At 72.3% G+C, this 18,859-nt stretch carries 18 protein-coding genes; 6 read left to right on the top strand and 12 right to left on the bottom strand.

The features are described 5' to 3' along the window. Nucleotides 1-115 precede the first annotated feature (115 nt). Nucleotides 116-742: a flavin reductase family protein gene (locus ACZ7GJ_RS07810; protein ID WP_470750345.1), complete on the top strand. Its 627-nt coding sequence runs from the start codon at nucleotides 116-118 to the stop codon at nucleotides 740-742. A gap of 41 nt (nucleotides 743-783) precedes the next feature. On the opposite strand, the gene ACZ7GJ_RS07805 is transcribed toward ACZ7GJ_RS07810, so the two are convergent. From ACZ7GJ_RS07805 to ACZ7GJ_RS07790, 4 genes are all read right to left on the bottom strand, one after another. Next, nucleotides 784-1,623, bottom strand: coding sequence for a glycosyltransferase family 2 protein (locus ACZ7GJ_RS07805; RefSeq protein WP_470750344.1), 840 nt, complete (start codon nucleotides 1,621-1,623; stop codon nucleotides 784-786). Nucleotides 1,624-1,728: 105 nt separating this feature from the next. Next, on the bottom strand, nucleotides 1,729-2,796 hold the full coding sequence (locus tag ACZ7GJ_RS07800) for a Zn-dependent alcohol dehydrogenase (RefSeq protein ID WP_470750257.1): 1,068 nt from the start codon (nucleotides 2,794-2,796) through the stop codon (nucleotides 1,729-1,731). Next, nucleotides 2,793-4,031, bottom strand: a complete 1,239-nt coding sequence (locus tag ACZ7GJ_RS07795) for an acyl-CoA dehydrogenase family protein (RefSeq protein ID WP_470750256.1) — start codon at nucleotides 4,029-4,031, stop codon at nucleotides 2,793-2,795. The genes ACZ7GJ_RS07800 and ACZ7GJ_RS07795 overlap by 4 nt, the downstream gene beginning before the upstream one ends. Nucleotides 4,032-4,040: 9 nt before the next feature. Then, on the bottom strand, nucleotides 4,041-4,952 hold the full coding sequence (locus ACZ7GJ_RS07790; protein WP_470750255.1) for an SDR family oxidoreductase: 912 nt from the start codon (nucleotides 4,950-4,952) through the stop codon (nucleotides 4,041-4,043). Between the two features lie 120 nt (nucleotides 4,953-5,072). Here ACZ7GJ_RS07790 and ACZ7GJ_RS07785 point away from each other — a divergent pair, with 120 nt between their 5' ends. Then, a complete protein-coding gene (locus ACZ7GJ_RS07785; RefSeq protein ID WP_470750254.1) occupies nucleotides 5,073-5,999 on the top strand; it encodes a cyclase family protein in 927 nt (308 codons plus the stop codon). A 175-nt stretch (nucleotides 6,000-6,174) separates the two neighbouring features. On the opposite strand, the gene ACZ7GJ_RS07780 is transcribed toward ACZ7GJ_RS07785, so the two are convergent. From ACZ7GJ_RS07780 to ACZ7GJ_RS07765, 4 genes are all read right to left on the bottom strand, one after another. Further along, entirely contained in the window at nucleotides 6,175-6,657 is a 483-nt protein-coding gene (locus tag ACZ7GJ_RS07780) for an ATP-binding protein (protein ID WP_470750253.1), read from the bottom strand. A gap of 333 nt (nucleotides 6,658-6,990) precedes the next feature. Then, a complete protein-coding gene (locus tag ACZ7GJ_RS07775; RefSeq protein WP_470750252.1) occupies nucleotides 6,991-7,947 on the bottom strand; it encodes an acyl-CoA dehydrogenase family protein in 957 nt (318 codons plus the stop codon). A gap of 5 nt (nucleotides 7,948-7,952) precedes the next feature. Beyond that, nucleotides 7,953-9,107 (bottom strand): acyl-CoA dehydrogenase, encoded by a 1,155-nt coding sequence (locus ACZ7GJ_RS07770; protein ID WP_470750251.1) that lies wholly within the window; start codon nucleotides 9,105-9,107, stop codon nucleotides 7,953-7,955. Further along, nucleotides 9,107-10,327 carry an amidohydrolase family protein gene (locus ACZ7GJ_RS07765; protein WP_470750250.1) on the bottom strand — a complete coding sequence of 407 codons (1,221 nt, stop codon included), beginning with the start codon at nucleotides 10,325-10,327 and terminating at the stop codon, nucleotides 9,107-9,109. The genes ACZ7GJ_RS07770 and ACZ7GJ_RS07765 overlap by 1 nt, the downstream gene beginning before the upstream one ends. Nucleotides 10,328-10,460: 133 nt before the next feature. Between ACZ7GJ_RS07765 and ACZ7GJ_RS07760 the strand changes: the two genes are divergently transcribed. Next, nucleotides 10,461-12,008: a class I adenylate-forming enzyme family protein gene (locus tag ACZ7GJ_RS07760; protein WP_470750249.1), complete on the top strand. Its 1,548-nt coding sequence runs from the start codon at nucleotides 10,461-10,463 to the stop codon at nucleotides 12,006-12,008. A 79-nt stretch (nucleotides 12,009-12,087) separates the two neighbouring features. Here ACZ7GJ_RS07760 and ACZ7GJ_RS07755 read toward each other — a convergent pair whose 3' ends face one another. After that, complete coding sequence (locus tag ACZ7GJ_RS07755; RefSeq protein ID WP_470750248.1) at nucleotides 12,088-12,612, bottom strand: EF-hand domain-containing protein; 525 nt, start codon at nucleotides 12,610-12,612, stop codon at nucleotides 12,088-12,090. A gap of 309 nt (nucleotides 12,613-12,921) precedes the next feature. On the opposite strand from ACZ7GJ_RS07755, the gene ACZ7GJ_RS07750 reads away from it, so the two are divergent. Continuing rightward, nucleotides 12,922-13,485, top strand: a complete 564-nt coding sequence (locus ACZ7GJ_RS07750) for a sigma factor (RefSeq protein ID WP_470750247.1) — start codon at nucleotides 12,922-12,924, stop codon at nucleotides 13,483-13,485. Then, complete coding sequence (locus tag ACZ7GJ_RS07745) at nucleotides 13,482-14,753, top strand: maleylpyruvate isomerase N-terminal domain-containing protein (protein WP_470750246.1); 1,272 nt, start codon at nucleotides 13,482-13,484, stop codon at nucleotides 14,751-14,753. Before ACZ7GJ_RS07750 ends, ACZ7GJ_RS07745 begins: the two co-directional genes overlap by 4 nt. Nucleotides 14,754-14,813: 60 nt before the next feature. Here ACZ7GJ_RS07745 and purU read toward each other — a convergent pair whose 3' ends face one another. Together purU and ACZ7GJ_RS07735 are read right to left on the bottom strand one after the other, a co-directional pair. Further along, complete coding sequence (gene purU, locus ACZ7GJ_RS07740) at nucleotides 14,814-15,689, bottom strand: formyltetrahydrofolate deformylase (RefSeq protein WP_470750245.1); 876 nt, start codon at nucleotides 15,687-15,689, stop codon at nucleotides 14,814-14,816. Nucleotides 15,690-15,703: 14 nt separating this feature from the next. Beyond that, nucleotides 15,704-16,150 carry an SCO4402 family protein gene (locus ACZ7GJ_RS07735; protein WP_365926151.1) on the bottom strand — a complete coding sequence of 149 codons (447 nt, stop codon included), beginning with the start codon at nucleotides 16,148-16,150 and terminating at the stop codon, nucleotides 15,704-15,706. A gap of 220 nt (nucleotides 16,151-16,370) precedes the next feature. On the opposite strand from ACZ7GJ_RS07735, the gene ACZ7GJ_RS07730 reads away from it, so the two are divergent. Beyond that, on the top strand, nucleotides 16,371-17,651 hold the full coding sequence (locus ACZ7GJ_RS07730; protein WP_470750244.1) for an ABC transporter substrate-binding protein: 1,281 nt from the start codon (nucleotides 16,371-16,373) through the stop codon (nucleotides 17,649-17,651). A gap of 40 nt (nucleotides 17,652-17,691) precedes the next feature. On the opposite strand, the gene ACZ7GJ_RS07725 is transcribed toward ACZ7GJ_RS07730, so the two are convergent. After that, on the bottom strand, nucleotides 17,692-18,859 hold a 1,168-nt coding region (locus ACZ7GJ_RS07725; RefSeq protein ID WP_470750243.1), incomplete at its 5' end, for a hypothetical protein.

The following is an 18,859-nucleotide window of genomic DNA, read 5'->3' as shown; positions in this document are numbered from 1 at the left end:
CCTGCACGTCGTGCCGCACAACGGGCCCCCCGGTTTTCTTTGAACACGTTCAATTGATGCGGACGTTACACCCCTCTTCCAATCTGACGAACCGTCAGCTTCAATCGGTCGCGTGATGGGACACGCAGGGATGGCGGCCACCGTCGTCCGATACCTCAGGTCAGTCGGCTCCCCCACCTCCGCCGCCGCGGAGCCGGAGCCCGTCGAAGTTCTGCCGCGCCCCGACCTGCGGGCCGTCGGCGAGGACGAGCGCGCGCCCGTCAGCCCCGCCGAATTCCGGGCCGTGCTCGGGAACTTCGCCAGCGGGGTCACGATCATCACCGCACCGCCCGGCGAGGACGAGGAAGGCCCGGCCGGCTTCGCCTGCCAGTCCTTCGCCTCGCTGTCCCTGGACCCGCCGCTCGTCACCTTCATGGTGGCCCGCACCTCGACCACCTGGCCGCGCATCGCCCGCGCCGGGGTCTTCTGCGTCAACATCCTCGGCGCCGAACAGGGCGCGCTGTGCCGGGCCTTCGCCGTCAGCGGCGCCGACAAGTTCGCCGGGGTGGCCCACACCCCCGCCCCGGTCACCGGGTCACCGCAGCTCGACGCCGTGCCCGCCTGGATCGACTGCCGCATCCACGCCGTGCACACGGGCGGGGACCACCTCATCGTGGTCGGCCGCGTCGAAGCCATGGGCGCGGTCGGCGAGGGCGCGCCCCTCCTCTTCCACAAGGGCCGCTTCGGCCGCCTGGCCGACTGACGCGGAGAGCCGGAAGGACCGCAGTTCCGCCGGAGGGAGCGTCAGATCACCGGCGGCCGTCCCAGTCGCGTCATACGCCACACCGTCCGCCACCGCATCGGCCGCCGCGGCGGACACGCGACCCGCACCCCCTCGAAGAACCCGGCCCACCAGGACTTAAGCCCTGCCAGCGGCGGGCGCTGCACCAGCGTGTACGCCGCCCAGGAGGCGAGGTAGACCGGCACCAGAACGGCGGGCAGATGCCGCTTCGCCAGCCAGACGCGGTTGCGGGCCGTCATCCGGTAGTAGACCGCGTGCCGGGCGGGGGACGTCTTCGGGTGCTGGAGGACCAGCCGGGGCTCGTACAGGACGTCCCAGCCCCGGTCGATGGCCCGCCAGGCCAGGTCGGTCTCCTCGTGGGTGAAGAAGAAGGCGTCCGGCCAGCCGCCGGTCTCCTCCAGCATCGGCATCGACAGGGCGTGGCCGCCGCCCAGGAACGTCGTCACCGGGCCCCGCCGCATCGGGTCGCCGGCGCGCAGGCGGGGCACGTGACGGCGCTGGGTGGCGCCGGTCCCGTCGGCGATCCGGAAGGAGACGATGCCCAGCCGCGCGTCCGCCTCGTACAGGTCGGCGATCCGCCGGAACACGTCCGCCTCGATCAGCAGCCCGTCGTCGTCCAGGTCCACCAGGACGTCGACGTCCCCGAACTCCCGCAGACGGCGCCAGGCGACGTTCCGGCCGCCGGCAACCCCCAGGTTGCCCGCCAGCTCCACCCCGGTCACCCCTTCGGGCAGGCCCGGCAACGGCGTGCCGTTGCCGACGACCACCACCCGGGTGGCGCCCACGTCCTGCTCGGCCACCGAGGCCAGCAGGGCCCGCAACTCCGGCGTCCGGTCGCCCATGGTCAGCACGGCGACACCCACACGCGGCCGGGTCACGATCACCACCACTTCCTTCGGCACCAGGTGCGGGCGAGCGTACCCCGCCCGCGCCCGGGCCCGGGCGGCTCAGAAGGTCAGGACCCCGCGGGCCACGCGGCCGTGGTGGGCGTCGTCGACGGCCTTGGCGAAGTCCTCCACCGGGTAGACCTCCGTGACCAGTTCGTCCAGCAGCAGCCGGCCCTGGCGGTACAGCTCCGCGTAGAGGGCGATGTCCCGCTGCGGGCGCGAGGAGCCGTACCGGCAGCCCATGATCGTCTTGTCCAGGTACATCGACGAGACCTGGAAGGACGCCTCCTCCCGGAAGCCGGGCACGCCGAGCAGGATCGCCTGCCCGTGCCGGTCCAGGAGGTCGACGGCCTGGCGGATCAGCTTCACGTTGCCGACGCATTCGAAGGCGTGGTCCGCGCCGGTCGGCAGGATCTCCTTCACCGCCGCGGACGAGTCCGCCACGGCCGACGCGTCGATGAAGTGCGTGGCGCCGAACTGCCGGGCCACCGCCTCCTTCGCCGGGTTCGCGTCCACCGCCACGATGGTCGTGGCGCCCGCGATCCTCGCGCCCTGCAGCACGTTGAGCCCGATCCCGCCCGTGCCGATGACGACCACCGACTCGCCCCGGTCCACCTTCGCCCGGTTCAGCACCGCGCCGACCCCGGTCAGGACACCGCACCCGATCAGCGCCGCGGACGTGAGCGGAATGTCCTTCGGGATCTTCACCGCCTGTACGGCCTTGACGATCGTCCGCTCGGCGAAGGCCGAGTTGGAGGCGAACTGGAACAGCGGCTTCCCGCCCCGCGAGAACGGCTGCCCCGGCATCCCGATCGCCTTGCGGCACATGGTCGGCCGCCCCCGGTCGCAGTCCGCGCAGGCCCCGCAGTTGGCGAGGGTGGACAGCGATACGTGGTCCCCCGGAGCCACGTGCGTGATGCCCGGCCCGACCGCCTCCACGACCCCCGCGCCCTCGTGCCCCAGCACCACCGGCGGCGGGAACGGAATCGTCCCGTCGATCACCGACAGGTCGCTGTGGCAGAGCCCCGCCGCCGCTATCGCGACGAGCACCTCGCCCGGGCCGGGATCCCGTATCTCCAGGTCGTCGACCACCTGGGCCTGCTTGCCGTCGAATACGACGCCTCTCACCTGGGCTCCTTAGGCAGGCCGAGCACGCGCTCGGCGATGATGTTGCGCTGGATCTCGTCCGAGCCGCCGTAGATCGTGTCGGCACGGGTGAACAGGAACAGCCGCTGCTCCTCGTCGAGTCCGAGCTCGTACGGGAGCCCGGGCACCCACGCCGCCGGCCCGGCCGACGCCGCCGCGCCGCGGACCTCGACCGCGAGCTCGCCGAGCCGCCGGTGCCAGCCGCCCCACAGCAGCTTCGCCACGCTCGGCGCGCCCTCGTCCGCGGCCGCCGCCCCGAGGGTCCGCAGCGCGTTCCACCTCATGGTGCGCAGCTCGGCCCACTGCCGTACGAGTCGCTCGTGCAGTACGGGGTCGGGCGCGCCCGAAGCAGTGCCCGAAGCGGCGCCCGACGCAGTACCCGACGCGGCGTACGCCGCCACCACGCGCTCCAGCTCCGCCGCGAAGCCGATCTGCTGGACCAGCGTGGAGACCCCCCGCTCCAGGGCGAGCAGGCCCATGGCCACGGACCAGCCGTTGCCCTCCCCGCCGACGACCTCGGCCGCCACCGCCGCGTCGAAGAACACCTCGTTGAACTCGCTCGTCCCCGACAGCTGCCGGATCGGCCGTACGTCGATCCGCCCCGGCTGGTCCATGCGTACGAGCAGGAACGACAGCCCCCGGTGCCGCTTGGAGCCCGCCTCCGTGCGGGCCAGTACGAAGCACCAGTCGGCGTCCTGGGCCAGGGAGGTCCAGATCTTCTGCCCGGTGACGCGCAGCAGCCCGTCGCCCGGGTCCCGCACGGCGCTCGTGCGGATGCCCGCGAGGTCGGAGCCGGCGCCCGGCTCGGAGTACCCCTGGCACCACAGTTCCTCGCCGCGCGCGATGCCGGGGAGGTAGCGGTCCTGCTGTTCGCGCGTGCCGTAGGCGATCAGCGTCGGGGCGAGGAGGTTCTCGCCGATGTGGCCGACCCGGCCGGGCGCGCGCAGCGCCGCGTACTCCTCGGCCCACACCACCTGCCCGGTGAGGGAGAGCCGCCGCTGCCCGTACGCCCCGTCCGGCACCTCCCAGCCCTGCCCGATCCAGCCGCCGCCGCCCAGCTCCCGCTCCCAGGCGCGCCGCGCCGCGACCCCCTCGTGCTCGCTGCCGGGGCCGCCGAGGCCGATGACTTGCGCGTACGGGCCCACGAGGTGCTCGTCGAGCCACGTCCGGGCGCGGGCGCGCAGTTCCTCGACCTCGGCGCCGAAGCTGAAGTCCATGCCGCTCCCCTACGCGTTGGGGCGGTCCTTGGCGGCCGCCGCCTTGGCCATGGCCTCCAGCTGCGCGAGCATCGGCATCGGGTCGGTGCCGACGGTCCCGGGCAGGAAGTCGGCGATCTTTTCGGGGGTCCAGGAGCCCTCGGCGTACCCGGCGCGCAGCTCGCGCGGCTGGGCCCAGACGGCGATCTTCGGGCCGGCGATCGTGTAGACCTGCCCGGTGATGTTCTCGGCCCTGGCCCGGTCGCTGAGCAGGTAGGTGACCAGAGCGGCGACGTCCTCGGGCTCGCCGATCTCCTTGAGCTCCATGGGCACGTTGGCCGACATGCGGGTACGGGCGACGGGGGCGACGGCGTTGGCGGTGACCCCGTACTTGCTCAGGCCGAGCGCGGCGCTGCGGACGAGGGAGATGATCCCGCCCTTGGCGGCGCTGTAGTTGGCCTGCGCGACGGATCCCTGGTGGTTGCCGCTGGTGAAGCCGATGAGGGTGCCGGTGCCCTGCCTGCGCATGACGGCGGAGGCGGCGCGGAAGACGGTGAAGGTGCCCTTGAGGTGGGTGGCGACCACCGGGTCCCACTCCTCTTCGGACATGTTGAAGAGCATCCGCTCGCGCAGGATGCCGGCGACGCAGACGACGCCGTCGATGCTTCCGTACTGGGCGAGCGCGGTGTCGACGATGCGCTGGCCGCCCGACATGGTGGAGATGTCGTCCGCGACGGCGACCGCTTCGCCGCCGGCCGCGACGATCTCCTTCACGACGGCCTCGGCTATCTCGCTCGTCGGCTCGCCGCCCTCGATGCCCACGCCGTAGTCGTTGACGACGACCTTGGCGCCCTCGGCGGCCGCGGCGAGCGCCACGGCCCGGCCGATGCCCCGGCCCGCGCCTGTGACGGCGACGACCTTGCCTGCCAAGAAGTTCCCCACGTCCGGCCCCTTCCCGCGTTTTCTGACGGTCCGTTAGATTCTATGACTAGTCGGATGCCGCTGCACAAGCCCTAGGGCTGTCTTGCCGCACTCCCCCCTCCACAAGGAGCTGATGAGGTCATGGCCCTGCCGGCCGAGTTCCACGACATCGCCAAGCGCATCAACAACTGGGGCCGCTGGGGCGCCGACGACGAGATCGGGACCCTGAACCTGATCACCGACGAGGTCGTACGGGCGGCCGCGCAGGAGGTCCGGACCGGGCGCCGGATACCGCTGGCGCTGCCCCTGAAGGAGGACGGGGTGCAGGTGGGGATGATCCCGGGGCGCATCAACCCGCACCACACGATGGTCCAGGTCAACCAGGAGATCTTCGGCCCGGGCACGGTGGCGTGCAGCGACGACGCGGTGACGATGGGCCTACAGGCCGGCACCCACTGGGACGCGCTGACCCACGTCTCGCACTCGGGCAAGATCTACAACGGCCGCCCGGCGTCCACGATCACGGCGCACGCGCGGGCCGAGTTCAGCGGAATCGACAAGGCCGGGCACATCGTCTCGCGCGGGGTCCTGCTGGACGTGGCCCGCGCGAAGGGCCTGGACCGGCTGCCGGGCGATCACGCCGTCACGCCGGAAGACCTCGCGGAGGCCGAGGAGTTCGGCGGGGTCACGGTCCGGGCCGGCGACATCGTCCTCGTACGCACCGGACAGATCCAGCTCTACCTGGCGGGCGACAAGCACGGCTACGGCTTCCCGTCGCCCGGCCTGTCCATCCGTACGCCGGAGTGGTTCCACGCCCGGGACGTGGCCGCCGTCGCCAACGACACCCTGACCTTCGAGATCTTCCCCCCGGAGGTCGAGGACCTGTGGCTGCCCGTGCACGCCCTCGACCTGGTCGAGATGGGCATGCACCAGGGCCAGAACTGGAATCTCGAAAAGTTGTCCACAGCCTGTGCAGAAGAGAACCGTTACGCCTTCCTGCTCTCGGCGATGCCCGAACCCTTCGTAGGCGGCACAGGCACCCCGGTCGCCCCGGTGGCCGTCCTCTGACCCACCGAGGGTCGGGTTCTGCGGGTGGCGGCGTGCGCGCGTGCACGCCCCGAGCGCGGCACGGCAGCCGCCACCCCGCGACCCGCACTCGTCAAGGCAGGACCCTTGGCGTCCCCTCGCGACGAATCGCTCAAACACAAGGGTGATCAACAGGTGACGAACCGTCAACACCTCGTTAGAGGTACACGCGCGGTTCCCGGATCTGGCTGCGAATTTTCGAAGGGCATCCCGTGGCCGCGCCCGGCCCCTCCGCCGCCTTCTCCGCGGCCTTCTCCGCACGGTCGATCTCGCACCAGATGCGCTTGCCCGCACCCTCGCGCTGCCAGCCCCAGCGGTCCGCCAGGCCGTCCACCAGCTCCAGGCCGCGGCCGCCCGTGTCGTCCCCGGCGGCCTGTCGGCGGGACGGCGCCCGGTCACTCGCGTCCGCGACCTCGACCCGTACGCCCGGGCCCCCGAACAGCATCCGCAGGACGGCCGGACAGCCGGTGTGCACGACCGCGTTGGTGACCAGCTCGGAGATCAGCAGGATCAGCGTCTCGGCTAGCGGCTCGTCATCCCCTATGCCCGACCCCGCGAGCCGCGACCGCGCCCATCGGCGGGCCCGGCCGACCTCGGCGGGATCCGGACCTACCTCCAGCTGAACCTGAAGCACCTGCACCGCTCACACCATCCGAACCGGCGGACACTTCGCCTCGCGACAGGATGGGATCACGGGCCGTGACCCCCTTGCCGAGCAGCATGGTTGACATACAGTCACCACAACAAGCGCTTCGGGCATATTCCAGCGCGAAGGAGTAGGCGTGGTGCATACTGTGCGACGCTCGCGCCGCTCAACCGCTCGCATTCGTGGGAGCGTACCGGAGCCGACCCCCGCCTCCAGGCCGCAAGCGGGTGGGCGAAGGACACAAACCGATATCAACTCTCTGTAATCGGACATGCGTCCCTCGCCGTCCTTCCCGTGCCCCCGCTCCGCGCCGGTCATCACACCGAGCTACGACAGGGCCTCGCCCAGCAGCTCCGCCGCCAGCAGCTCCTGCGCCTGCGCCGCGGTGCGCCACTGCTCCGCCCGCACCCAGGCCCGCTTCAGGTGCAGGTGCACGTCCGCCTCCCAGGTGAAGCCCATCCCGCCGTGCACCTGGAGGCAGTCCCGGGCGCCCAGCACCGCCGCCTCGTCCGCCAGCAGCTTCGCGGCCGCCACCTCCCCCGCGTCGGCCGTCACCGCCGCCGCGTAGACCGCCGTACGGGCCACCTCCGCCCGCACCAGCATCTGCGCGCACAGGTGCTTGACCGCCTGGAACGCCCCGATCGGCTGCCCGAACTGCTCGCGCTGCCCCGCGTACTCCACGGCCAGCTCCACCGTCCGCAGCGCGCTGCCGAGTTGGAGGGCCGCCGTCAGCAGCGCCCCCTCCTCCCGGTACGCCGCCGACGCCGCCGACGCCGCCACGCCCCCCGCCGCCGCCGGCGCGGCCTGCGGCACCCGGTGCAGCGGGGTCAGCGGATCCGCCGAGCGCACCGGCTCCCCCGCCGGGACCGCGGCCCCGGCCGGGGCCCCGAGCACCGCGTCCGACTCCGCCAGGTACGCCACCAGCGGGCCCCCGAGGTCGAAGGCCGTCACCACCGCCGTCCCGGCGGCGGCCCCCGGTACCGTCCCGGCCGCCAGGTGCGTGGCGACCAGCGGCCCCGGCAGCAGCGCCCGCCCGGCCTCCTCGAAGACGAGGACCGCCTCGGGCAGGCCCAGCCCGACCCCGCCGTCGGCCTCCGGCAGCCGCAGCGCGAAGAACCCGGCCTCGCCGAGCTCCCGCCACAGCTTGCGGTCCACCACGGCCCCGCCTCCCGCGCCCGCGCCGTCGACCGCCGCGCGCAGCGCCTCGCGCCCGTACCGCCCGGCCAGCAGGTCCCGTACACCGGCCCGCAGGTCCCGCTGGTCCTGCGTCGGCTGGAAGTCCATCCCGCTCACCGCCCCTTCGGGAGGCCGAGGATCCGCTCGGCGACGATGTTCCGCTGGATCTGCGAGGTGCCCGCCGCGATCGTGTAGGACAGCGACGAGAGACGGTCCAGCGCCCACTCCTCGTCCAGGTCGAGGGACTGCGCCCCCAGTACCTCGGCGGCCGTGTCGTACAGCTCCTGGCGGGCGTGCGAGTACGCCAGCTTGAAGACGGAGCCGCCGACGCCCGGGACCCCGCCGGAGCGCTGCGACTCGCTGACGTTCCACTGCGTGAGCCGCCACAGCGCGCCGAACTCCCCGTACAGCCGCCCGAGCCTGCGCCGCAGTACCGGATCGTCCCAGCGGCCGTTCGCCTTCGCCGTGCGAGCGAGGGCGCCGAGGGTCCGCCGGCAGGCGACGACCTCGCCGACGAAGGCGGTGCCGCGCTCGAAGGACAGCGTGACCATCGTGACCCGCCACCCGTCGTTCTCGGCGCCGACCCGGTTGGCGACCGGGACGCGCACCTCGTCGAGGAACACCTCCGCGAACTCGGTGGACCCGGCGAGCGTGCGCAGCGGCCGGATCTCCACGCCCGGGGCGTCCATCGGCATGGCCAGCCAGGAGATCCCCCGGTGCTTCGGGGCCTGCGCGTCGGTGCGTACGAGCAGCTCGCACCAGTCGGCGACCTCCGCGTGCGAGGTCCAGATCTTCGAGCCGCTGACGACGTAGTCGTCGCCGTCGCGGACGGCCCGCGTCCGCAGCGAGGCCAGGTCGGAGCCCGCGTCCGGCTCGCTGAAGCCCTGGCACCACACCTCGTCGCCGCGCAGTACGGGCGGCAGCCAGCGCGCGCGCTGCTCGGGCGTGCCCTCGGCGGCGATGGTCGGTCCGGCGTGCAGCAGGCCGACGAAGTTCGCGCCGACGTACGGGGCGCCCGCGCGTTCGGTCTCCTCCAGGAAGATCAGGTGCTGGGTCGGGGTGGCGCCGCGGCCGCCGGCGTCGACGGGCCAGTGCAGGCCCGCGTACCCGGCGTCGTGGAGCAGGCGCTGCCAGCCGAGGTCGTAGGCGCGGCGGCCCGGCCAGTCGTCGGGCGAGGGCTTGGCGGGGAGTCCGGGGAGCACCGCGCCGAGCCACTCGCGCAGCCGGGCCCGGAAGTCCTCTTCCTCTTCCGTGTAGGTCAGGTCCACTACTTGGCCCGGTCCTTGCGGTCCTTGCGGTCCCTGTCCAGGTCCAAACCCAGCATGCGGATGGCGTTGCCGCGCATGAGTTTGTAGACGGTCTCGTCGTCGAGGCCCTTGACGTGGTCGAGGGCAACCTCCTTGGTGTGCGGGAAGGTCGAGTCCACGTGCGGGTAGTCGGTCTCGAAGGTCGCGTTGTCGCGGCCGACGACGTCGAGCGAGGCGATGCCGTGCTTGTCGCGGAAGAAGCAGCAGAACATCTGCCGGTAGTAGTACGTGGACGGCGGCTCGGGGATCAGGTCCTTGACGCCGCCCCAGGCGCGGTGTTCCTGCCACACGTCGTCGGCGCGCTCCAGGGCGTAGGGGATCCAGCCCATCTGGCCCTCGCTGTAGGCGAGTTTGAGCGTCGGGAACTTCACGAGGACGCCGGAGAAGAGGAAGTCCATCATCGAGGCCATGGCGTTGTTGAAGCTGAGCGAGGCCTGGACGGCGGGCGGTGCGTCGGGGGACGCGGCGGGCATCTGGGAGCTGGACCCGATGTGCATGTTGACCACGGTGCCGGTCTCCTGGCAGACGGCGAAGAAGGGGTCCCAGTAGCCGGAGTGGATCGAGGGCAGGCCCAGGTAGGTCGGGATCTCGGAGAAGGTCACCGCGCGCACCCCGCGGGCCGCATTGCGGCGGATCTCGGCGACGGCGAGGTCGATGTCCCACAGGGGGATGATGCACAGCGGGATCAGCCGGCCTCCGCTGTCGCCGCACCATTCCTCGACCATCCAGTCGTTGTACGCGCGGACGCAGGCGAGCGCGACCTCCTTGTCGTGCGCCTCGGCGAAGGTCTGGCCGCAGAAGCGCGGGAAGGTCGGGAAGCACAGGGACGCCTCGACGTGGTTGAGGTCCATGTCGAGCAGCCGCGCCTTGGGGTCCCAGCAGCCCCGGCGCATCTCCGCGCGGGTGATGCCCTCCAGGGTCATGTCGTCGCGGTCGAAGCCGACGGCGGCGATGTTGCGCTTGTACGGGAACTTCAGGTCCTCGTAGATCCACCAGTCGGTCGGCGGCCCGTCGGGGTCCATGGTGATGACGTACTTGCCGCCGGTGTAGGCGAGTTCGCCGATGCCGGCGGTGAGCGCCTTGGGGCCGCGGTCGCGGTACTTGGCCGGCAGCCAGACGTCGAACAGGTGCGCGGGCTCGATGACGTGGTCGTCGACGCTGATGATCCGAGGCAGTTCCATGCTGTCCGTGTCCCCTCGCCAATCTGATGGATCGTCAGAAACAAGCTAGCTCCGGCACCCCTGGACCGACAAGCGCTGGCGCCCTACGCTCTGCGCTTGATCTGACTATCCGTCAGCTATGGGGAGGTCTGGGATGACGGACACCGCGAGAGAACTGAGCCGGTCCGCAACCCTGTGGGAGCTGATCGCCCGCCGGGCCGCGCTGACCCCGCACGCCACCGTCCTGATCGAGGCCGCCGAGGACCCGGCCGCCGACCGCCGCCTGACCTTCGGGGAGCTGCGCGACCGCTCGGAGCGGGTGGCGGCCGGCCTGTACGGCATGGGCGTGCGCCCGGGCACGGTCGTCGCCTGGCAACTGCCCACCCGCATCGAGACGGTGCTGCTCTCGGCCGCCCTCGCCCGCATCGGCGCCGTCCAGTCGCCCGTCATCCCCTTCTACCGCGACCGCGAGGTGGGCTTCGCCCTGCGCGAGTCCAAGGCCGAGTTCTTCGCCGTACCCGGAGTCTGGCGCGGCTTCGACTACCCGGCGATGGCGCGGCGGCTCGGCGCCCGCGGCGTCTTCGAGGCGTACGAGGCCCTGCCCGAGGGCGACCCCGGCGCACTCCCGCCGCCGCCCTCCCACGGCACGGACGTCCGGTGGATCTACTGGACCTCCGGCACCACCTCCGACCCCAAGGGCGTCCTGCACACCGACCGCTCACTGATCGCGGGCGGCTCCTGCCTGGCGCACGCCCTGCACCTGAGCCCGGCCGACGTCGGCTCGATGGCCTTCCCCTACGCCCACATCGCCGGGCCCGACTACACGGTGATGCTGCTGCTGTACGGCTTCCCCGCCGTCATGTTCGAGAAGTTCGCGATGCCGGACGCGCTCGACGGCTACCGACGCCACGGCGTGACGGTGGCGGGCGGGTCGACGGCCTTCTACTCCATGTTCCTGGCCGAACAGCGCAAGGACCCGGCCGCGAAGCTCATCCCCACCCTGCGCCTGCTGGCGGGCGGCGGCGCCCCCAAGCCGCCGGAGATCTACCACGCGGTCGTGCGCGAGCTGGGCTGCCAGCTGACCCACGGCTACGGCATGACCGAGGTCCCGATGATCACGATGGGCGCCCCGGACGACACCGCGGAGAACCTCGCCACGACCGAGGGGCGACCCCCGGCCGGCATGTCCATCCGCATCACGGGCCCGGACGGCGAGGTGCTCCCGGCGGGGACGGACGGCGAGGTACGGCTGCGCGGCGAAGCCGTCTGCCAGGGGTACTTGGGCCGCGACCAGTCGGCGGAGGTCTTCGACCCCGACGGCTACCTGATCACCGGCGACCTGGGCCACCTGACCGAGGACGGCTACCTGGTCCTCACCGGCCGCAGCAAGGACGTGATCATCCGCAAGGGCGAGAACATCTCGGCCAAGGAGATCGAGGACCTGCTCCACACGCTCCCGGGCATAGCCGACGTCGCGGTCATCGGCCTCCCCGACGAGGACCGCGGCGAACGCGTCTGCGCGGTGGTCGAACAGCCCCCGGGCGCCGCCCCCCTGACCCTGCCGGAACTCACCTCGCACCTGCGCGGCCAGGGCCTGGCCACGCACAAGCTGCCCGAACAGCTGGAGCTGGTCGAGGCGCTGCCCCGCAACGACGCCCTGCGCAAAGTGCTGAAGTACAAGCTCCGGGAGCGGTACGCGTAGTACTTACGCACGTGCGCGCGGCCGACGGCCGGGCGGGGTTCGAGGAGCCCTGCCCGCCCGCCCCGCCCGCCGCGCGCCGTTACGCGTCCGGGGCTTCCACGCCGCAGTAGCCGGCGAAGGCCTTCAGGATCTCGTCCTCCAGGATCCGGCCGTCGCCGTCCGCGTCCAGGGCCTCGGCCAGCGGGCCGGCCAGTTCGGCCGGGGTGCCCAGTACGCGCAGGACGCGGGCCGCCGCGGCCGGGGAAGCGCCGGCGCCTTCGCCGTCCTCGTGCGCCACGGCGATCACGGCCCGCAGGAACGGCCGGGCGATCTCCGCGAAGCGCTCCGGGTTGTCCCGCAGCCGCTTCGCCGCGCCGGTGACGAACTCCTCGCGGGACACCCGCTGGTCGCCGTCCACGTCCGCGATCCCGGCCATGCCCTGCCAGAACGCCTCGGCGCCCGCGAAGACGGCCTGGCCCTTGTCGGACCGGGCCGTCGTGCCGAATTCGGCCAGCACGTTCTTGGCTGCCGTACTGAAGTCCTCGCGGTCGATATAGCCGGATTCGTCCTGGTCGAAGGTGGCGAATCGGGAGGCGATCTTGCGCTCGTACTCTGCGCTGTCCATATTCGGCGTTCCGCCTTCACATGTGCGTGGGGTTCAGATCAAGACAAGGCAGGAGCGTACGGCCTCCGTGGCCTGCACGTTAAGCGAAGCGGTCAACCAGGTGGCCGCATCGAACCAGCGCACGGGGAGCGCGGCGGGGCGCGCACGCTTGTGCCCATGTGTCATGTCGCGCACCACACTTCACCCCCCGCAACCTCCTTATCACGGAGGGCTCACTTCCAGCGCGAGATTCCCGCAAAACGGGCGGACCCCGCCATGTGCCCACTACATTCGACGAGTCGACACACGGCCGCACGCCTGGGGGCACTGATGCCGAAGGACGTACCACCGCGCTGGGACCGGCGCATGCAGCAGCGCCTGGCACGCGGCGAGGCCGCCGCACTCGGCGAGCTGTACGACCGGTTCGCCTCCCTCGTGCACAGCCTGGCGCACCGGGTCCTGGGCGACGAGAAGGCCGCGGACCGGATCACCCGCGAAGTGTTCGGCTACATCTGGGAGAACCCGGACGCGTACGACCCCAAGCAGGGCTCCATGCGCTCCTGGGTCGCCCGCATCACCCAGGGCCAGGCCGTCGCCCGGCTGCGCCAGGCCGAACTGGGCCGCGGCTCGCGCGAGGAGCTGGAGCAGAAGGTGCGCAGGGCCAGCGCCGCCGCCCGCGCCGACTACATCGTCACCTCCATGCCCGCGCCGCTGCGCGCCGCGCTCGAACTCGCCTACTTCAAACGCCGCGACTACCGCCAGGCCGCCGTCGACCTGCAGATCAGCGAGGACGAGGCCCGGCGCCGGCTGCGCCTGGGGCTACAGCTGCTGTCGACCGCCAACGCCCTCCCCCAGGAGGACACCGCCCAGCCCGGATATGGAAGCCCCCGATGAACGACCCCGCCGAGTCGCCCGACGACGGATTCCAGCGGCCCGGCGGCGCTCGGATACCGGGTCCGCGCGGACCCGCCGACGACCTCGACCCGCAGCACGCGCCGCAGCCCCTGCCGGAGCCCGTCCCGATGCCGACGCCCCCGCCGGTCCCCGCTCGGATGCCCGCGCCGACGCACGCCGTACTGAAGTCCCTGCTCGGCGCCTGGGCGCTCGCCGCGTGCTCCCCCGAGGAGACGCAGGCCGTGGAGGACCACCTCACCGAGTGCGCGCCCTGCGCCGAGGAGGCGCTGCGGCTGCGCGACGCGGTGGGGCTGCTGCACCCCGAGGAGAGCCTCGACCTCAAGCCCCTGCTGCGCTCGCGCGTGCTGGAGGACTGCCTGGGCAAGCGGCCGGCACGGATCCCGGTGCCGGTGTGGGCGACCCCGTACGACACCGAGACCGCGCGGCTCGACGCACTGCTGCGCGACTTCGGTGATTCGGAGTGGCACACCCCGGTGCGGCTCAAGTGGTTCGAGGAGGAGCGGCGGCAGTCGCGCCGGACCACGGTGGCGGGGGTGATCGGGCACCTGCTGTCGGTGGACGGCATCGTCGCGAGCGCGCTGGGGCTCGACGACCCGCTGGGCCCGGACGCGCCGCCGGGCGGCGGCCCCGCGGGCCGTACGGAGCACTTCTGGAGCTCGGCCCCCTACCCGACGACCCGGCAGGTGCGCGAGCCGTGGCGGGAGCAGGGCCACACCCTGGTCCGTACGGTGTCCTTCGCCGGCCGGGGCGTCGCCGAGCTGGCGGTGGACTACGGCTCGTTCGCGCTGCCCCTCGGGGACGCCTTCCTGGAGCGGGCCTTCGAGTGCTGGGTGCACGCGTGGGACATCGCGGAGGCGGTGGACTACCCCTACGACCCGCCGTCCGGCCCGCACCTGCACCGGATGATCGACCTGGCGGCGCGGCTCCTGCCGGCGGCGCTGGCCGTACGCCGGCGTGCGGGACTCGCCGCTCCGGCGCGCGGCCTGGTCGCGGCGGGCGCCCCCGGCCGAACCCTGCACCTGGAGATCGAGGGCGCGGGCGGAGGCGGCTGGGACATCGCCCTGGACTCCCCGGCGGCGAAGCCGTCCCCGGACCACACGGTGGCCCGGATCGCGCTGGACGGGGCGGAGTTCTGCCAGCTGGCCGCCGGCCACATCTCCCCGGAGGAGGCGGCCGTGGGCCAGCACGGCGACCGCGAGGCCATCCGTGACGTCCTCTTCGCCGCCGCGTCCCTCAGCCGCCTGTAGGTGCGCTCCGGCCGGGGGCGTCCCCGGCCGGGAGGCCTCCTGCCACCGGCCTCCTGCCGCCTACGCGAAGACGACCGTGCGGGTGCCGTTCAGGAGGACGCGGTGCTCGCTGTGCCACTTCACCGCGCGGGCCAGCGCCTGACACTCCACGTCGCGGCCGATGGCCACCAGCTGGTCCGGGGTGACCTCGTGGCCGACGCGCTCGACCTCCTGCTCGATGATCGGGCCCTCGTCGAGGTCGGCCGTCACGTAGTGCGCGGTCGCGCCGATCAGCTTCACACCGCGCGCGTGCGCCTGGTGGTACGGCTTCGCGCCCTTGAAGCTCGGCAGGAACGAGTGGTGGATGTTGATGATCCGCCCGCTCAGCTCCTTGCACAGGGTGTCCGACAACACCTGCATGTACCGGGCCAGGACCACCAGCTCGACGTTCTCGGAGCGCACCAGTTCCAGCAGCTGCGCCTCGGCGGCGGCCTTCGTGTCCTTCGTCACCGGGATGTGCACGAACGGGACGTCGTACGAGCCCACGAGCTCCGCGAAGTCGTTGTGGTTGGACACCACGGCCGCGATCTCGACGGGCAGGGCCCCGATGCTCGAACGGAACAGCAGGTCGTTGAGGCAGTGCCCGAACTTCGACACCATCAGCACGATCCGCATGCGCTCGTCGGCGCGGTGGATCTGCCAGTCCATGCGGAAGCTGTCGCCGATGGCGGCGAAGCTGGCCCGCAGCTTGTCCACCGTCACCGACCCCTCGGCCGAGAAGTGGACGCGCATGAAGAAGAGGCCGGTGTCCCGGTCGCCGAACTGACGGCTGTCCTCGATGTTGCACCCGGTCATGAAGAGGTAGCTGGACACCGCGTGCACGATGCCCTGCTTGTCGGGGCAGGAGAGGGTCAGCACGTACTGCTGGGACTGCTGGGGCTGGGTGTCGTCGCTCATGACGGCACAGCCTTTCACACCGCGCGGGTGAGGATCTTCAGCACTTCTATAGACCGAGGCCGCGCGTCCGGGTCGTCGCCGTCCGCCGTCGCCAGCCGTACGTGCGCCTCGCGCGCGGCGCGTACCGCTTCGGGCCACGCGTGGTGCTCCAGGTAGGTGGAGACGGGGGCGTCGGGGCCGATCTGGTGGAGGATGCGCAGCACCCGCAGCACCGCGAGGTCCACCAGTGCCGCTTCCTGGGAGTCGCGGAAGATCGTGCCGACGTACTTCTCCGCGGACCAGCTGTCGAGCCAGGTGTCCTCGACGAGTCGGTACACGGCGTCTGTGACGTCCCCGTACCCCTCGGCGCCGGTCAGCCAGATCTCCTCCTGGAACGCCGGATCGGAAAGCATGTGCAGCGCCGAGCGCACGTTGCTGCGCCAGCGCCACCACGGCATGTCGTTGAGGGGCATGCCGCCCATGGTGGAGGAGCGGCCGCCACGGCGGGAAGAGTTCTTCGAACCTTGGGCGAATGTCACGCTTTCGATCGTACGTTCACCTCTTGCGCGATCTTGAAGCGCCTGTGCGCGACCGGCCGCGGGACCGGCACCCGCAACCGGCACCCGCAATTCACCTTCGCGTCACTTTATGTTGTGTACACCTCACACCTGAGTTCCCCGCGGGGCGGAATCGTTCGTGACCATGACCGAACGGCGACGCACGACAAGGCTCCCTCGCACCATCGTGGCCACCTTGGTGGGCGCGTGTCTCGTCACCGGCTGCGGAGCGCTCCCCGGAGGCCCGGGGGGCTCCGGGGGGTCCGCCGCCATCACCGTCATGACCTTCGCACCCGAGGGCACCAATGCGACCAACATGCCGGGAATGCCCGCCATGGGCAAGGCCTACGAACGCTGGGTCAACTCCAAGGGCGGCATCAACGGCCGCAAGCTCCGCGTCCTGACCTGCAACGAGCGCAACACCGCCGCCGGCGCCGCCGACTGCGCCCGCAAGGCGATCGCCGAGAAGGCCGTCGCCGTCGTCGGCTCGTACAGCCAGCACGGCCGTGCCTTCATGGCCCCGCTGGAGGCCGAGGGCATCCCCTTCATCGGCGGGTACGGAGTCTCCCCGGAAGAGTTCCAGTCCACGCTGTCCTACCCCGTCAACGGCGGCCAGCCGGTGCTCCTCGCGGGCGCCGGCCACCAGTTGGGCCGCGCCTGCGGCCAGGTGGCACTGGTCCGCCCCGACACCCTCGCGGGCGACTCGCTTCCGGTGCTGCTCAACGCCGGGCTCAAGGCCAGCAAGATGCCCGAGGCCAACGACATCCGGGCCGCCGAGGACTCCGCCGACTTCGTCCCGCAGGCCCGCGAGGCACTCGCGGGCTCCACCGGCGGCAAGGACCGGGGCTGCGTGGCCGCGGTGCTCGGCGAGCGCACCGAGACCTTCTTCGACGCCTTCCGGCGCACCGACGCCCAGCGCAAGAGACCGCAGATCTCCTCGGTGCTCGGATCCGTCAGCCAGTCCCTCGTGGACCGCACCGGCGGCCGGGAGAGCCCCTTCGAGGGCGCGTACCTGACCAGCTGGTACCCGGTCTCCGCCGATCCGCTGTGGGAGCCGATGCGCAAGGTGATCTCCGACCAGGCCTTCGGCGACAACAACCTCGACGCCGACGACAGCGGTGCGCAGACCACCTGGATCGCCTACACCGTGCTGAGCGAGGTCGTCAGGCGGTTCAAGGACGGCGACGGCATCACCGCGCGCAAGCTCGCCCGCGCGCTGAACCAGTCCGAGGCCGTCACGACCGGCGGCCTCACCCCGGACCTGAGCTGGCGCTACCAGGACATGCGGGCCGTCGCCGGCTTCCCGCGCATAGTGAACGGCCAGGTCACCTTCCAGATCGTCCAGCAGGGCCGCCTCGTCGCCCAGCCGGGTGAGCAGTCGATGGACATGACGCCGACCCTGGAGCAGGCCCCGCCCGTGAACTAGGTCCTGCGGCCGGGGCCGTGGGCCGAGGCGGACCTGTGGATCAGAGTTGGGACTTGTCGCGCTTGGTGAGGCCGTACTTGGCCGCGATCGAGTTCCACAGGCCCGCCGCCTGCTCCTTGGCCTTGGTGGCCTCGCCGCTCGACTTGTTGCCGTCGGAGGCGTTGTCCGTGGACTTGGCCTTGCCGTCCTTGCACTTGTCCTTGTCGTGGTTCACGTCGTCCGCCCAGTCCGCGTAGCTCTCGTCGGCGTCCGCGGAGGCCTGCCAGGCCTTCGAGAGGGCGCCGGTGAGCTTCACGTTGTCCGGGAGCTTGTCGACCTTCAGCTCCTGGAGCCGGGTCACCAGCTCCTCGCGCTGGCGGGCCGCGCCGCGCAGGTCGGTGGCCGCCTGGTCGAGGTTGCGGCAGCCCTTGATGTCCTCCACGGCGCGGATCACGCTGGCGCGGCTGTCGTTGCTGTCCGCGAGGAGCTTGTCCAGCTGGACGGCCTGGGGCTGGGCCGGGTCGAGGGGTGCCTCGCCGCCGGGGGCCGCGGACCCCTTGCCCGCAGCCGCGCTCGGTGCGGCCGCCACCGCGCCGGGGTCGCTGTTCTGCGGCTTGCCGTCGCCGCTGCCGAGCAGCGAGCCGACCCCGAGCCCGGCCACGACCAGCCCGATGACACCCGCCGCGATGATCGCGGGCGAGACCCGGCGGGCGCTCTCCGGCTCGGGCTGGCGGAACTGCTGCTGGGGCGTCGCGTACTGCGGCGGCTGCGGGGGCTGCTGCTGGAACTGCTGCGGCGGCGGCCCCTGCGGCTGCTGGAACTGCGGCGGGTACTGCTGCTGGTGCCGGGGCGGTACGGGGCCCTGCGCGCGCGGCGGGTACTGGCGCGGCTGCGGCCGCCGCAGCACCGGCTCCTGGATCGGCGGCAGGTGCTGGGTGTGCCCCTCGGAGCCGGGGGCGTCGTTGCGGAACAGCCCGTCGAACCCGGCGGCCGGGTCGGGTCCCGGCCCGGCGGGGACGGGCGGGATGAACTGGGTCGCCGCCTCCTCGTGCGCCGGGGCCGCCGGGGCCGCCGGGGCCGCCGGGACGGGCGGGATGAACTGGGTCGCGGCTTCCCCGTGCGCCGGGGCTGCCGGGGCCGCCGGGACGGGCGGGATGAACTGGGTCGCGGCTTCCCCGTGCGCCGGGGCTGCCGGGGCCGCCGGGACGGGCGGGATGAACTGGGTCGTG

The organism is Streptomyces sp. NPDC037242, assembly GCF_055604165.1.
The sequence above is the reverse complement of the archived record's forward strand: the minus strand, read 5'-3'. Positions and strand labels throughout refer to the sequence as shown.

What these genes read in the sequence shown, in the direction of transcription:
- ACZ7GJ_RS07810 (WP_470750345.1), top strand. Translation starts at nt 116, where the DNA reads ATGGGACACGCAGGGATGGCGGCCACCGTCGTCCGATACCTCAGGTCA.
- ACZ7GJ_RS07805 (WP_470750344.1), bottom strand. Translation starts at nt 1,623, where the DNA reads ATGGGCGACCGGACGCCGGAGTTGCGGGCCCTGCTGGCCTCGGTGGCC.
- ACZ7GJ_RS07795 (WP_470750256.1), bottom strand. Translation starts at nt 4,031, where the DNA reads ATGGACTTCAGCTTCGGCGCCGAGGTCGAGGAACTGCGCGCCCGCGCC.
- ACZ7GJ_RS07785 (WP_470750254.1), top strand. Translation starts at nt 5,073, where the DNA reads ATGGCCCTGCCGGCCGAGTTCCACGACATCGCCAAGCGCATCAACAAC.
- ACZ7GJ_RS07775 (WP_470750252.1), bottom strand. Translation starts at nt 7,947, where the DNA reads ATGGACTTCCAGCCGACGCAGGACCAGCGGGACCTGCGGGCCGGTGTA.
- ACZ7GJ_RS07765 (WP_470750250.1), bottom strand. Translation starts at nt 10,327, where the DNA reads ATGGAACTGCCTCGGATCATCAGCGTCGACGACCACGTCATCGAGCCC.
- ACZ7GJ_RS07760 (WP_470750249.1), top strand. Translation starts at nt 10,461, where the DNA reads ATGACGGACACCGCGAGAGAACTGAGCCGGTCCGCAACCCTGTGGGAG.
- ACZ7GJ_RS07755 (WP_470750248.1), bottom strand. Translation starts at nt 12,612, where the DNA reads ATGGACAGCGCAGAGTACGAGCGCAAGATCGCCTCCCGATTCGCCACC.
- ACZ7GJ_RS07750 (WP_470750247.1), top strand. Translation starts at nt 12,922, where the DNA reads ATGCCGAAGGACGTACCACCGCGCTGGGACCGGCGCATGCAGCAGCGC.
- ACZ7GJ_RS07745 (WP_470750246.1), top strand. Translation starts at nt 13,482, where the DNA reads ATGAACGACCCCGCCGAGTCGCCCGACGACGGATTCCAGCGGCCCGGC.
- purU (WP_470750245.1), bottom strand. Translation starts at nt 15,689, where the DNA reads ATGAGCGACGACACCCAGCCCCAGCAGTCCCAGCAGTACGTGCTGACC.
- ACZ7GJ_RS07735 (WP_365926151.1), bottom strand. Translation starts at nt 16,150, where the DNA reads ATGGGCGGCATGCCCCTCAACGACATGCCGTGGTGGCGCTGGCGCAGC.
- ACZ7GJ_RS07730 (WP_470750244.1), top strand. Translation starts at nt 16,371, where the DNA reads ATGACCGAACGGCGACGCACGACAAGGCTCCCTCGCACCATCGTGGCC.